The sequence below is a fragment of the Nostoc sp. genome, assembly GCF_036917375.1.
Lineage (GTDB): Bacteria > Cyanobacteriota > Cyanobacteriia > Cyanobacteriales > Nostocaceae > Nostoc.
This window is the reverse complement of record NZ_JBALDN010000041.1, coordinates 47,863-61,311: the sequence shown is the minus strand read 5'-3', so window position 1 is coordinate 61,311 and position 13,449 is coordinate 47,863. Positions and strand designations below refer to the sequence as shown.

The 13,449-nt window shown below is 41.4% G+C and carries 13 protein-coding genes; 3 read left to right on the top strand and 10 right to left on the bottom strand.

Annotated elements, in window-relative coordinates:
- Nucleotides 1-31: 31 nt before the first annotated feature.
- The 4 genes from hemJ to psbQ form a co-directional block, all read right to left on the bottom strand.
- The gene (gene hemJ, locus V7K45_RS10120; RefSeq protein WP_335002916.1) at nucleotides 32-613 is read right to left on the bottom strand and encodes a protoporphyrinogen oxidase HemJ; all 582 of its coding nucleotides are present in this window, start codon (nucleotides 611-613) and stop codon (nucleotides 32-34) included.
- 256 nt (nucleotides 614-869) lie between these two features.
- The gene (locus tag V7K45_RS10115) at nucleotides 870-1,721 is read right to left on the bottom strand and encodes an alpha/beta fold hydrolase (RefSeq protein WP_335002914.1); all 852 of its coding nucleotides are present in this window, start codon (nucleotides 1,719-1,721) and stop codon (nucleotides 870-872) included.
- Nucleotides 1,722-1,867: 146 nt separating this feature from the next.
- Nucleotides 1,868-2,986, bottom strand: coding sequence for an NAD(P)/FAD-dependent oxidoreductase (locus V7K45_RS10110; protein WP_335002911.1), 1,119 nt, complete (start codon nucleotides 2,984-2,986; stop codon nucleotides 1,868-1,870).
- A 105-nt stretch (nucleotides 2,987-3,091) separates the two neighbouring features.
- Nucleotides 3,092-3,559, bottom strand: a complete 468-nt coding sequence (gene psbQ / locus V7K45_RS10105) for a photosystem II protein PsbQ (RefSeq protein WP_335002909.1) — start codon at nucleotides 3,557-3,559, stop codon at nucleotides 3,092-3,094.
- A 360-nt stretch (nucleotides 3,560-3,919) separates the two neighbouring features.
- Here psbQ and V7K45_RS10100 point away from each other — a divergent pair, with 360 nt between their 5' ends.
- The 3 genes from V7K45_RS10100 to V7K45_RS10090 all read left to right on the top strand — a co-directional run bounded on the left by V7K45_RS10100 (nucleotide 3,920) and on the right by V7K45_RS10090 (nucleotide 7,648).
- The gene (locus V7K45_RS10100; RefSeq protein ID WP_335002907.1) at nucleotides 3,920-4,354 is read left to right on the top strand and encodes a hypothetical protein; all 435 of its coding nucleotides are present in this window, start codon (nucleotides 3,920-3,922) and stop codon (nucleotides 4,352-4,354) included.
- 148 nt (nucleotides 4,355-4,502) lie between these two features.
- Nucleotides 4,503-5,678, top strand: coding sequence for a hypothetical protein (locus V7K45_RS10095; protein ID WP_335002905.1), 1,176 nt, complete (start codon nucleotides 4,503-4,505; stop codon nucleotides 5,676-5,678).
- Nucleotides 5,679-6,136: 458 nt separating this feature from the next.
- On the top strand, nucleotides 6,137-7,648 hold the full coding sequence (locus tag V7K45_RS10090) for a tetratricopeptide repeat protein (RefSeq protein ID WP_335002903.1): 1,512 nt from the start codon (nucleotides 6,137-6,139) through the stop codon (nucleotides 7,646-7,648).
- A 235-nt stretch (nucleotides 7,649-7,883) separates the two neighbouring features.
- On the opposite strand, the gene V7K45_RS10085 is transcribed toward V7K45_RS10090, so the two are convergent.
- From V7K45_RS10085 to eboE, 6 genes are all read right to left on the bottom strand, one after another.
- Nucleotides 7,884-8,102 carry a hypothetical protein gene (locus V7K45_RS10085; protein WP_335002901.1) on the bottom strand — a complete coding sequence of 73 codons (219 nt, stop codon included), beginning with the start codon at nucleotides 8,100-8,102 and terminating at the stop codon, nucleotides 7,884-7,886.
- A 166-nt stretch (nucleotides 8,103-8,268) separates the two neighbouring features.
- Nucleotides 8,269-8,682, bottom strand: coding sequence for a type II toxin-antitoxin system VapC family toxin (locus V7K45_RS10080; protein WP_335002899.1), 414 nt, complete (start codon nucleotides 8,680-8,682; stop codon nucleotides 8,269-8,271).
- On the bottom strand, nucleotides 8,679-8,888 hold the full coding sequence (locus V7K45_RS10075; RefSeq protein WP_335002897.1) for a hypothetical protein: 210 nt from the start codon (nucleotides 8,886-8,888) through the stop codon (nucleotides 8,679-8,681). The genes V7K45_RS10080 and V7K45_RS10075 overlap by 4 nt, the downstream gene beginning before the upstream one ends.
- Nucleotides 8,889-9,004: 116 nt before the next feature.
- The gene (locus tag V7K45_RS10070; RefSeq protein ID WP_335002896.1) at nucleotides 9,005-10,498 is read right to left on the bottom strand and encodes a catalase; all 1,494 of its coding nucleotides are present in this window, start codon (nucleotides 10,496-10,498) and stop codon (nucleotides 9,005-9,007) included.
- Nucleotides 10,499-10,704: 206 nt separating this feature from the next.
- Nucleotides 10,705-12,078: an alkaline phosphatase family protein gene (locus tag V7K45_RS10065; protein WP_335002894.1), complete on the bottom strand. Its 1,374-nt coding sequence runs from the start codon at nucleotides 12,076-12,078 to the stop codon at nucleotides 10,705-10,707.
- A gap of 15 nt (nucleotides 12,079-12,093) precedes the next feature.
- Nucleotides 12,094-13,320, bottom strand: coding sequence for a metabolite traffic protein EboE (eboE, locus tag V7K45_RS10060; protein ID WP_335002892.1), 1,227 nt, complete (start codon nucleotides 13,318-13,320; stop codon nucleotides 12,094-12,096).
- Nucleotides 13,321-13,449 lie beyond the last annotated feature (129 nt).

Sequence of the window (13,449 nt, the reverse complement as noted above, 5' to 3'; positions counted from 1 at the left end):
AAGGTAGCACAGATGTGCTACCTTACGTTGTCTAACTTTGTTCTTGTGGTTGCCCTATCTGTGCGGTCAATTTCTCTTTATCTTGCCTGCGTTTTTTGGCATAAAGTTGAATAGTGACTGCCATCAAAATAATCATGGCGAAAATAGCCCAAGCAGCGATATCTGTAGGTAAATTATTTTTAAACACAGCCAGCAAAACGATCGCTACTAACATAACTGTAGGCGCTTCATTTAAAGCACGTAATTGCTGACCACTCCAGCGACATTCATCTACTGCTAATTTCTTCATCAACCGAGCGCAGTAATGATGATAGCCAATTAAAATCGCCACAAACAGCAGTTTGATATGCAACCAACCCTCTTTTAAGATATCCGGTTCAGTGCTGACTAAACCGATGGCCATTGCGATCGTCACAAACATTCCTGGGTTAGTGATGATGGAGTAAAGGCGCTTTTCCATAATTTGATACTGATTTTTCAGTATCGTTCGTGCTGGTTCAGGTTCTTCGTTAGCTTCAACGTGATAGATAAAAAGACGTACTAAGTAGAACAAACCAGCGAACCAAACTACAAATCCGACAATATGAAAAGCTTTAAACCATGAATAAGCCATGAATCATAATCTCCTTTACTTGTGGTTGCGATCCATTTGTAATGGTAATAAAAAGTAGTCAGGAGCCAGAATTCTGAATTTAGAATATTCCACTCGTTAAAGGAAGAGTTTTAACAAGAAAAAACATTTTAATTCTGCCACTCAATCTTCCATTTAGTAGACTATACTGATGATTTTGCATCCTCTACTAATTGATTCTGACTCCTGAATTCTGACATTCATTTTTATAATATCGATTTTTGCCAAAGCTATATTGTCAATGAACATCTTTACGACGCACAAAGGGTAAAAGGTCTTCCAAAATCGCCTCGTGGTAGTGTTCTTGAGGATAATGTCCGACGTTATTAAGTTTTATTAATTCGGTATTTGGTACGGAATTGGTAAAGGTTTCGGCAATGTCTACAGGTAGCCAAGGGTCAATCATACCCCATTGAATCAGAATTGGTTGTTGCCATTCTTTGAAGCCAGTTTGTATTTCTGTCATGGCAGAATCAAGCTGTAAATTGCGAATACTTGCTAAGAGACTTCGACCAGATGAAGAACTTTTTAAAAATGGTTTTCGATAAACATCTAAATCCTTATCTCCAATGCGATAACGGCTCCCACCCTCTAGTGTTCGATCGACTAATAAGGGATCTTGGGTCATGACTTCACCAGCCAAAGGTAAACCCATTTGTTTAATTTTCCAGGGTAATTTGGCAGCAGTTGAAATTGGTGTATTTAAAATAGCTAAATTAGCAATTTGTTCTGGATGACGCAACGCATATTGTAATCCTACAGAACCTAAAAAACCTTGGACAACTAAAGAAAAATGTTCAAGTTCTAAGGCTTTAATAAATCCTTCTAAAGCTGTGATAAAAGCATCGGGAGTGTAAGCAAAATCTCGTTTTTCTGGTTTGGCAGAAAAGCCGTAACCAATCCAATCTGGAGCGATCGCTCTTGTCCCCTGATTCGCCAACGCAGGTATAATATGACGCCAACTGTAACTTTGTGAAACTAAGCCGTGTAGCAACACCACAGGCGCTAAGTCACTTCTGCCGATTGGTAAAGATTCCCGATAAAACCATTCCAGTGAATCTACATTGATTTTATGTTCTGTTATTGACACGTTATTTTCCTATATTGGGCATCCCTTCGGCTTACTTCGACTACGCTCAGTACAAGTCGCTCAGGGCAAGTGGGAATTGGGCATTGAGTTGTTTGTTATTCTTCTCCTGCTCCTTGGTCACTGAGCGTAGCCGAAGTGCTGCTCCCTCATCCCCCCATTCCCTGAGAAATAATCATCTCACGAATCGCATAAGCTGTAGCGGGTGCTAGTAAAACGCCGTTGCGATAGTGTCCGGTGGCTAAGAGGACGTTACTAAACCCTGGCAACTTACCAATAACTGGGGCTGGGCGACCTTCAGGGCGGGGACGTAACCCTGACCAGGTGCGAAGAATGCTTGCTGTGGCTAATTCTGGACAAAATGCGATCGCTTGTTCTCTAACAGATTCCAGCAGTTCTTGATTTGGCGGTATCTCATCGCCATTGTGAGGAAATTCCACTGTTGCGCCTATCCAATAATCTCCACCGCCCACAGGAACAATATGGACATCGTTACCTGTTATCGCTGGCTGGAAGTCGGGATTTCCTAATGGATGCCCCACACGCATTTGCAAGGCTTGCCCAAGTACAGGGCGGATATCAATTATCTGATTTAATTTTGCCGTTAGCGGTGTAGAACCTAACCCTGCTGCAATTACAAACCAATCTGCGGCTATTTTTCCTTCTGTAGTCTCAAGTTGATTGCAAAATTGGAGGGAAGATTCAGGTGTTGAGGTTGGGGCATCCAAAACAGTCACGCCAAATTTGAAAGTTACACCATTTTGCTGTGCAGCCTCAACTAAAGCTAACGTCAAGGCAGTTGGATCGAGTTGACGGTCTTGGGGAGAATAGACAGCGCCAGTGATTTTTTCGTTATTAATTTGAGGACAGATATTCTGGAGTTTAGCCGTGTCCCAAATTTCTAAATTCCAGCCTTGAGAGTGGCGAATTTTTACTAGTTTTTCCCATGCTGACATCCCCTCTAAGGAAGAATCAGACAAAAGCATGAGAATTCCCTGACGATTAAAAGGGATTTTGCGACCCGTTAAAGCTTCTAGTTCAGGAATCAAGGTTTCATAGCGTTGGATGCTAGTTTGTCGCATCTGCCAAGCTTTACCCTTGATTTTTTGGCTGATTACGCCCATCAAAACGCCAAGTGCAGCGCCCGTGGAAGCTTGTGCTGGGGGTTGGCGATCGCAAACTGTAATTTTCAGCCCTTTTACTAGACTCAGTTCGTAAGCGATCGCAGCCCCAACTACACCACAACCGATAATAACTACATGACTCATTGCTGTTTTGAGGCGAAGATCAAAAAATCTGGGGGATGAAGGAACAGGGGGAGCAATTTTTACTCTCCCTGTTTCCTCATCCCCTTTGCTCATCTTACCTTGCGCTTAACTTGCCTCTGATTCACTGCTGGTTTTAGGAAGCAGTTGAAGGAATTTGTCAATCTCTGCGAAGGCAGCTTGGGATTGATTCAAGGCAACTAAAGGATTGCCAGCACTAGTAGCTTTATCAAGTTTAACTAGGTCGTTAAACAAATCTCGCGTTATTTGACGTGCTTTGGGTTGGTCTTTGGGTAGAAGGTTGGAAGTGACATAAGTCAGGTTCAGCCTTGCTTCTGTTATGGGCCCATGTATAAAGTTACGCACATTGATCCAATCACCTCTTTTAATCAGGGTTGTCAACTCTTGTGAGCGATCGCGCACAGCCTGAATTTCAGGAACATAAGCCTGAATTTTTTCAAGTTGTACTGCTGTGTAAGTCGGAGGTGCCACCGCAGCCCCAGGGCCACCACAACTAATCAGAAATGTGGCCAATAGTACTAGGAAAAATGAAAAAATCGAGCGTTGACGCACCATATATTGAACTTGATTGCTTTTGGTTTACCGATTCACAGTGTCATTTTAGATCGCTAGCGCAGTCAATCGTTCTTGTCAGCCAAGGATTTTGCAGAAAATCTTGATATTTTCTCTAAAGGGCAGAGTTATCATCTGCTTTTGATTAATTTTTAAGTACAATTACTTAATAGGTGTTAGGCAGTCCCAACAAGAAGCGATTTTTGGCTTCTGTTAGTAGCGAAAATTGTTAGGGAAGTATGATTTAGAGTTGCTAAATCTCAAAGGTCTTGATAAGCTGAAACACCAATAATATAAGCCTTCTGGCGGTTTTTCTGTCTTCACATCCTTGAAGATGCCGACGCGATATAGGAGTGTTTTTTAGTGAACGCAGCTGAACAGGCAACGAACCTTGAACTCGCCAGCAACATTGCTACGGTGGTTAATTTGTTCAAATTCGAGTTTCCTGATGCCAAATCTGATCTCAAACCCTGGAAAAATGACCCAGAAACCAGGGAGTTAGTCGATCCAGATTCTATAGATATTGGCTTTCACTTTCCTGGTATCAGCAAATCTTGGCGAAGTCGCAGTATTTTAATTCAAATCCGATTTTATCAAGATCCCATCAATAATTCCCGGCGTGCGATCGGTGTGGAGGTAGCTGGATTCGATCATCGCGGTGAAGCGTGGCGACTTTCCACGGTAGAAAACTGGAGTGTTGTCGGTGCATCTTCGCCTTCTGATGAAATCGAGGATAAGCTCAAACAAATTTGCCGACAGATTTTAGAAGTATTTAATAAACCAAGTGATAATTCGTAATTCGTAATTCGTAATTCGTAATTCGTAATTCGTAATTAAATAGGTACAAGCCCCTTAATTCATCAATGGAAATATAACAACGGGTAGTATCATTATTTCAAGCTCCTAACTTCAGGTATGGGGTAAAAATTACGAATTACGAATTATTGTGACTACCGTAATATTTGTACATGGCACAGGCATTAGAGAACGAGAATACAATGAAACCTTTCAGGTAATTGAGCAAAAGATTCACGCTCAACGTCCTGATATCAAAGTTGCTCCCTGCCTTTGGGGTGTATTAGGTGCAACGTTCAATGATAATCGGGCATCAGTACCCTTGGAAGATGCGACACTGGCTTTATCTCAAGGAGAAGAAGACGCAGATATTGTGTTGTGGGGGCAATTATACCGCGACCCTTTGTATGAATTACGGCTGTTGTCTTTGAAACCGATTGAGTCAGGAAATCCCTTTGGGGAAGAACCAGGGGATGTTTTACAATCTCGTGTAGCGAGTCTCACTCCGGCATCTCAACTGCAAGCTAAGTTGCAAGAGGCGGGAATTGCAGAGGTATTTGAGCCAGCACGAGAGGCGGTTATCCACAGTGAACCGTATGAACGGGCGTTGCTCACAGTTTCCGAATCTGATTTGAGTGAATATTATGCACCAATAGCTAGAGCAGTTGTGGCTCAAGCAATGTTTATTAGCGAACTGCAAGAAAAATTTCCCCCCATACTCACCGATGCCCAATTGCGCGATAAAGTTGTGGAATTGCTGACTCTGGCTTTGGGAGAAGCGGAGTTAGGATTGGGTGGCTGGTTATTAAAGCCACTTGTAGGACTAGCGTTACCAATGGGAACAAATTATGTCAAAGGAAACCGCCTTGAGTTAACTGATAAAATTTCCCCTATGCCTGGTGATATTTTGTTGTATCAGACGCGGGGTGAAAAAATCAGGGGGTTTATCCAGGAACAAATTGCCCAAGCAGAACCGCCGGTGGTTTTAATCGCCCATAGCTTGGGAGGTATCGCTTGTGTAGATTTGCTAGTGCAGCAGCAGTTGTCTCAGGTGGAATTATTGGTAACAGTTGGTTCCCAAGCACCATTTTTATATGAGATTAACGCCCTCTACAGCTTAGAATATGGGCAGTTATTGCCAGAGCATTTCCCGCAATGGTTGAATATCTACGATTTACGGGATTTTCTCAGTTACGTGGGTAATAAAATTTTCCCTAATCGCGTGCAGGATGTACCAGTGGATAGCAGACAACCATTTCCCCGTTCCCACGGTGCTTATTGGACAAATGCCAAAACCTGGGAGGCGATTATTTCGAGGTTGCCATAATGGTTTACTTTTTACGGTATTTAGAAAACCCCTCTCCAAACCTCTCCCCTACAAGGCTACGGTGTACAGACAAGTCGAATTACCCCCCTCAATCCCCCCTTGGAAAGGGGGGAAGCCGGAAATCTAGTTCCCTCCCCTTTACAAGGGGAGGGTTAGGGTGGGGTAAAAACCAGCTTCTTAAACTACTTCAGACTTGTGTGTACACCGTAGGAGAAACGCTAAAAGCCCAGTCGAATTACCCCCCTCAATCCCCCCTTGGAAAGGGGGGAAGCCGGAAATTCAGTTCCCTCCCCTTTACAAGGGGAGGGTTAGGGTGGGGTAAAAACCAGCTTCTTAAACTACTTCAGACTTATGTTTACACCGTCGGAGGAACGCTAAAAGCCACATTTTTAATGGGGTTGGGCGATATCTTGTGCGTAAGTCTTAATAACGTGAGAGGCTAGGTCATCATGCAGTTGATGGCTAAACCTGAGCGGACATTTGGGTTAATTGTGGGTATTGAAAAGTACCACGAATCTGCTTGGAATGTAACTGGAGGGGGGCCAGCCGATGACGCGCTGAAATTTGCTCGTTGGCTGCATCAGCGCGGTGTACCCAGAGAGAATATCCGGTTATGTTTATCAGCGCTGGAAGAAAATCATCAGTTAATTGGGGAATGTGGGTTAACTGTAGAGTTAGCAACAGAGCAAAATATCTCCGACATTGTGACTAACTTTTTATCCCCAAAGTCGGGGGATTTACTCTACATTTTTTGGGCGGGACATGGTTTGATTACCTCAGAACGAGAGCGTCGGTTGCTTTGTGCTGATGCAAATAAACAGAATTGGCAGAATTTAGATTTAAAGTCTTTATTAGATTTTTTGGCTTCAGATAGATTTCAGATTCGTAATCATATTTGTATTATTGATGCCTGTGCCAATTATGTTTTAGAGTCCAAGGGAAGACCAACTGACTTACGTGGCAAAGCTTTTTCGAGTGGACAGCCAAAGCCAGATAGTCAACAATTTGTGTTACTGGCTACGCGGGAAGGAGAGCAAGCTAAGGTAAATTCTGAAGCTAAAACAGGATACTTTTCTCAAGCTGTACGGGAGGCTTTAGCATCAGCTAATGGGAGTTTTCCCCCGAATATGAAGGAAGTTACCGAGGCAGTTAAGCAGCGATTTAACGGTTTAGATAAAAAACAACTGCCGACTTATTTTTATTCCCGTAGTTGGGATGGAGATATTGAAAAATCTCATTTCAACCCGTTTGATATCCCGCATAATATCCCACAGAGTCAAGCTCGTAAGTTTGTTGGCAGGGATGAGCAAATAGAACAATTGCGTCAGCTATTGCAAGCAAATGATGTTGTGGCTATTACCGATGTGACTGGACAAGGTGGGGTGGGTAAAACAGAGTTAGCTATTCAATACTCGTGGCAATATTTGGAAGATTATTCTGGCGGATGTTGTTGGTTAAATCCCCAAGGTATTGATTTGGGAACCCAATTAGTAGAGTTTGGAGTTGTGAATTTACCTAACTTTAATCCGCCGGATGGATTAAGCCTAGTAGGTCAAGTTGCTTATTGCTGGAAGAAGTGGCAAGCTGGCAAAGTTTTATTGATATTTGATGATGTCAAAGACTGGAAGCTAATTCAACCCTATCTACCACCCAAAGGTTCTCGGTTTAAGGTGTTAATTACCACTCGTCTAAATACAGGGTTAGTATATCCATCACTGCCGTTAGGTGGATTGTCAGAAGATGGAGCCTTAGAATTATTAGCAAAGCTATTGGGGGATGAACACTCAAATGTGGCAACTAGCCTGAACAATTTGGCATTCCTCTACAAATCACAGGGAAGGTACAGCGATGCCGAATCTTTGTATATCGAAGCTTTGGAAATCGCTGAACAATCGTTGGGGGCAAATCATCCTGATACAATAACCATTCGTGAAAATCTGGAAGACTTGCGGCGGAATCGTCAGCCTTGATTCAGGAGAATGGTTGCTTTCATCTCCCGTTGGTTTCAGCAATTTAGGTAATCTACAACGGCTGCATTACCCGCCTGGGGTTCAAATTTTAGTCTAATAAGTAGGCAACATAATTAATTACACAATGTCATTGCAAATGCAGTGAAGCAAAATAATGCGATCGCAACCCCTACAACTACTTCTCTACGATATGATCTGCGAAGGGTGCGATCGCACTAACTGTAAATATTCTTGTTTATCTACTTAATGAGCCTCTGAACCCCATTAATGAGCCTTTTAGCTCCATTAATGAGCCTCTGAACTCCATTAAAGAGTCTTTTAGCTCCATTAATGAGTCTTTGAACTCCATTAAAGAGTCTTTTAGCTCCATTAATGAGCCTCTGAACTCCATTAAAGAGTCTTTTAGCTCCATTAATGAGCCTCTGAACTCCATTAAAGAGTCTTTTAGCTCCATTAATGAGTCTTTGAACTCCTTTCCATTATTTAGCTACAGCAATTCCAGATCCTCGATTTCTTTGAAAAATCAGGGATCTAACTGCAAGTAGTTTTGACTCTACTTTGTCAGACATTATTAAATTCAGATTAAAATAGTAAATATATCTTTGTTTTTTATACTTGATTTATGATGGTGAAATTTGAAATCCAGCTTGATAAAAATGATTATCTAAGGTTAAAGCTGTAACAATCTCTCGCTGTTGCATAACGATAAATGATAAACAATCAGTGAGAGAATATGATTTGTCTTTATGCTTTTGAAAATATTCCCACCCCTGATTAAACAGAATTCGATCGATTTCGATTAATTCTATTTCAGGACTTTCCAATAACCGATTACCAACTTCAACTGCTTTATAATGAAGATTTCGACTATTAAAAAAAGTAACCACTTCATCAAAAATGTATGTTGTTGTCATTAAAACAGGTTTGGACTTTATTAAAGTAGCCCAATTTTGTAATACTTTTTGATGAGCATCTTCATTTTTGATTTCCAGAGCTAAAATATAGCTGGTATCTAAAAAGTAGATACTTCTCATGGGTTATAGAGATAGCGATCGTGGTTAACTGCACCATCTGTTACATCACATTCCACAGGATTTGAACCTAAATCCCAAATAGAAGATGTTTGTTTGATGCTAGTAATAATAATTTTTCCATTTTCTTGAATAATCTCAAACTCTTGGTTTTCTCCTAAGAGTTCTTTAGGGATTAATAAGCCTTTTTCTGTTGCTGTTAATTTCATGTTTAATTACCTCCATTTAGTTTGTAACTTAATCAAATGAATTTGCTTTAGGGCAGGCAAGACTTCGGCGTGAGCGCTCAGTCGAACGCTGCCCACCCCACAAAATTGGATAAGGCTTACCAGTTACCTACAGGTTGAGCAGTTGGAGAAAACATTGATGGATCGATTGAAATGCCCAATCCTTCAGCTACACGACGACCATAAGAAATATCTGCCCGGAAGAAGTGGCAAAGTTGACGCATTTGGATATCCTCCCTTGCTTGAGAGAGACTACCGACAATATTTTTAGCAAGCCGCTCCTGCTGCTCAGGAGTTAGTAACCGATACAGATTACCTGCTTGGGTATAATCGTCGTTTCCTTCACGATGACTGTAACGATCAACTGTGACATCACCCAAATGACTAGGTGGTTCTGCATAAGCTGGATTTTCTTTGGGTGTACCCTCAGCACTATTCGGTTCATAGTTAGGAACGCTACCGCCGTTGTTCCCCGATGCCATAAAGCCATCTCGTTGATAATGCATCACTGGACATTTGGGCTGGTTAACTGGTAGTTGCTGATAGTTTCCACCCAAACGATACCGTTGAGCATCTGGGTAAGAAAAAATTCGAGCTTGCAGCATTTTGTCTGGGGAGAAACTAACGCCCGGAACCACTGCACTAGGGCTAAAAGCGGCTTGCTCTACTTCAGCAAAATAATTCTCTGGGTTGCGATTTAGCTCTAATATCCCGACTTCGATTAAAGGATATTCTGAGTGTTTCCAAACTTTGGTCAAATCAAAGGGATTATCTGGATGTTTTGCCGCTTGCTCCTCAGTCATCACCTGAATACACATCCGCCATTTGGGATAATCTTTTTTAGCGATCGCTTCAAACAAATCGTGAGTCGCATGATCGGGATCTTCGCCCTTAATTTTAGCGGATTCTTCCTCAGTCAAGGTTTGATGCCCTTGCAGAGTCTTAAAGTGAAATTTACACCAAACGCGATCGCCTTGAGCATTAATTAAACTGAAGGTGTGGCTACCAAAACCATCCATGTGTCGATGGGTTTTCGGAATTCCCCGGTCTGAAAACAGGATCGTCACCTGATGAAGCGATTCTGGACTGAGTGACCAAAAATCCCATCTTGCATTATGGTCTTTGCAATTGGTTTGAGGATTGCGCTTTTGGGTATGGATAAAATCAGGAAACTTCAAAGGGTCGCGGATGAAGAAAATAGGGGTATTGTTACCTACAAGATCCCAGTTGCCCTCCTCAGTATAAAACTTGAGGGAAAAACCTCTAGGGTCGCGCTCGGCATCTGCTGAACCTTTTTCTCCTCCGACTGTAGAAAAGCGCAGCAGAACTTCGGTTTTCTTGCCAATCTCCGAAAAAAGTTTAGCTTTACTGTAGCGGGTAATGTCATTGGTAATAGTCAAAGTGCCGTGAGCAGCAGCACCTTTAGCGTGAACAACTCTTTCCGGAATACGTTCTCTGTTGAAATGAGCCAGCTTTTCTATGAGGTGGAAATCCTGAATTAATACAGGGCCGCGCGCTCCAGCCGTGAGTGAGTTCTGATTATCGCTAACTGGAATACCATCAGCAGTTGTCAAGTTTTGGGGTTCAGTCATGGTTCAAGCAGCTCTCCATGTAAGTTACTTAGATTGCCCACAGTACATTTTAGTCAGTAGATTGACGGATGCCCACTGATAGAACAAGCTAATTCATAGTCATAACGAGTTTATATATAAAAAATACTCGATATGACTATGAATTACAAGGAATTTTTTGTATTTTGGTAAGATGTAGAGACGATATATCGCCTCTATACTGCCTTTCAGGTATTTAAATGTTTGAGAATCAACGAGCAAACATCTGTCGCTTCAATTTGATGTTCATTAACTAGGTGAGTTTGATGGGTGATAAATAGAGGCCCTTCATCTGAAGAAGTGGTGATATTACCGTGAGAACCACGCACCAGGGAAGCATCCAGAGGAATCACATCCATTAAGTAGCGAAAACCTAGTTGTTTCTTTAGTAACTTGAGAGCAATTTTTCCTTGAGGAAATTTTATTTGCGGATCGAGGAAAAGTTCTACAGGATCGTAACCAGGTTTGCGGTGGATATCTACAGTTCTAGCAAAATCAGGCGCTTTCGCATCATCGAGCCAATAATAATAGGTAAACCAAGCGTCGGATTGAGCGATCGCCACCAACTCTCCCGATCTAGAATGATCGAGATGGTAGGCTTGTTTACCCTCTTCATCCAACACCTGCGCTACGCCTTCAGTCGCTTCTAAAAGCGATCGCACTTTCGGGATATACGCCGGATCGTTCACATATACATGAGCAATTTGGTGATCGGCAACAGCAAAGGCAATGCTAGCACCGAAATCGAGCAGTTCTCGCCCTAATTCCTCGCGCACAGCAATTAAACCATTTTCTCGTAGTACGCGGTTTAAATCCACTGCTTTAGAAACTGGCGTAATGCCATATTCAGAAAGAATAACTACCTGAGTATTACGTGCTTGGAAATATTCAATTAAATCGCCACAAACAGCATCAATTTCTCGCAAATCTGCTTGAATCTGTGTTTGATTGTTACCAAATTTTTGCAGACAGTAATCTAAATGTGGTAAATAAACTAGTGATAATGTCGGGCTGTAGCGTTCCTCAATCCATTTTGCGGAATTGGCAATCCATTGGCTAGAACTAATGGAAGTTTTTGGTCCCCAGAAATCGAACAGAGGGAAATTTCCTAAATCAGATTGAATTTGCGATCGCACATCACTAGGATAGGTATAAATATCAGGTAATTTTCTCCCATCTGCGGGATACATCGGGCGCGGCGTAATCGCATAATCTGCTGTCGAGTACATGTTGTACCACCAAAAAAGGTTAGCACAAGTGAAATTTGGATCGATTGATTTAGCTATTTCCCAAACTTTGGGAGCTTGCACTAGTTTATTAGATTGCCGCCAAAACTTGACTTCACATTCATCACGGAAGTACCAACCATTAGCGACAATACCATGTTCATTAGGCAATTTTCCTGTTAAATAAGTAGCTTGAACCGAACAAGTCACAGCAGGTAATACTTTTCCTATAGAAGCTACCTGCCCCTTCGCAGCCCAAGAAGATAAAAACGGCGTATTTTCTCCTAGTAAACTGGGCGTTAATCCCACAACATTTAGAATAACTGTTTTTTTCATAAGCTTAGTTCCTTTTTAATTTGCGGCTAATTCTTTTAATACCCACTCATATTCACGTTGAATAGAAGTCAGCAAATCTATCTTCATTTCTGATGGCAATACATCCCAAGTGTAAGTCTCAATTTCTAAATGTGAGCAAGCATTGTTTGTCTGAAGTAGATACAAAACAGTAGCAATATCATCTTGGGTAGATTGCAAAATTTGATAATCATGAATAAAAATTGGGACGTGAAAGTGAGTACGCCATTCTTCAGCTAGAGATTGTTCTAAATGTGGTAATGCAGTTATTAAATCAGGATAGTGATGGAGTGTACTATCGCTGCGACGTTCTATTACCTGGTGAAGATAGGTAGATTCAGCAAAAGGACGTAAGCGTTCAACTATCAAACTCCGCTTTTCAACCTCAGCAGGTATTTTTACTTTAATTGCAGCGCTGATTTGAATTTTGCCAATCTTAATTCCTGCCGATTGCAAACGTGTAAATACAGAATTTGGCTGCTCATATTCAACTGAAAAATGGCAGGTATCATAGCAAACCCGAACGTGTTCTAGCAATTTAGTCTCTGCTAAATCCTGCTCAATATTTAATTTCTCTGATAAATAACTACCACCAATTGGCAATAACCAATTTTGATAAAAATCAATTACTTCTGAGGTGTTTTCAATTAAACCATCAGGCTCAGGTTCTAAATCAATATGAAGTATCTTGCCTGTTTCTTCACCGATGCGAATCATTTCTACAACAACAGATGCGATGTTCAAACAACTCTTTTTCAGAACAGTCTCGAAAGTTGTTTGGTCTTTTACCCACCAAGGTTTATAGGATAATGGTAGTGTAGAAATTCCGCCATCAAGTCCTTGAGGTAATAGACTAGCTAAAATATGTGCCAAGTTTAATGTATAATTAACCCGTTCTTGTGTAGACCAATCTGGTGCATAAACTTGGTCTTTTACCACCTGTCGATGAAATCCGCCATAAGGGAATCCGTTTAAGGTGAAAACATATAAATTTTGTTGAGTCAGCCAAGCTTGAAATTGAGCTAAGTTATTACCTTCCAAAAGTTCTTTTGCAGCAACATCTGCTAACCTTAAGCCAATCCCAAAAGGTTCTGTCGGCGATAAACGTGATTTGAGTTCGGGAATATACTTTTCTAAATTGGCGAAAACCTCTAGCCAACTTTCACCAGGATGAATATTGCTGCAATAAGTTAAGTGAAAATTATTGTTGTTTGTAATTTTCATTTTCTAGCTCTATCCTTTGTATATGTAATCTGTTTTCTTTGGCTTAAACTATTTCACAAGATACTTGCTACATATTCATGGATAGGGGCGCATAGATGTGCGCCCCTACAGCCGATTAATGGTATTACT

Bases quoted from the DNA above. Each gene is read 5' to 3' on its own strand.
- V7K45_RS10075 (WP_335002897.1), bottom strand. From the start codon at position 8,888: ATGAAATTAACAGCAACAGAAAAAGGCTTATTAATCCCTAAAGAACTC.
- V7K45_RS10085 (WP_335002901.1), bottom strand. From the start codon at position 8,102: ATGGAGCTAAAAGACTCTTTAATGGAGTTCAGAGGCTCATTAATGGAG.
- V7K45_RS10110 (WP_335002911.1), bottom strand. From the start codon at position 2,986: ATGAGTCATGTAGTTATTATCGGTTGTGGTGTAGTTGGGGCTGCGATC.
- hemJ (WP_335002916.1), bottom strand. From the start codon at position 613: ATGGCTTATTCATGGTTTAAAGCTTTTCATATTGTCGGATTTGTAGTT.
- V7K45_RS10070 (WP_335002896.1), bottom strand. From the start codon at position 10,498: ATGACTGAACCCCAAAACTTGACAACTGCTGATGGTATTCCAGTTAGC.
- psbQ (WP_335002909.1), bottom strand. From the start codon at position 3,559: ATGGTGCGTCAACGCTCGATTTTTTCATTTTTCCTAGTACTATTGGCC.
- V7K45_RS10080 (WP_335002899.1), bottom strand. From the start codon at position 8,682: ATGAGAAGTATCTACTTTTTAGATACCAGCTATATTTTAGCTCTGGAA.
- V7K45_RS10090 (WP_335002903.1), top strand. From the start codon at position 6,137: ATGGCTAAACCTGAGCGGACATTTGGGTTAATTGTGGGTATTGAAAAG.
- V7K45_RS10065 (WP_335002894.1), bottom strand. From the start codon at position 12,078: ATGAAAAAAACAGTTATTCTAAATGTTGTGGGATTAACGCCCAGTTTA.
- eboE (WP_335002892.1), bottom strand. From the start codon at position 13,320: ATGAAAATTACAAACAACAATAATTTTCACTTAACTTATTGCAGCAAT.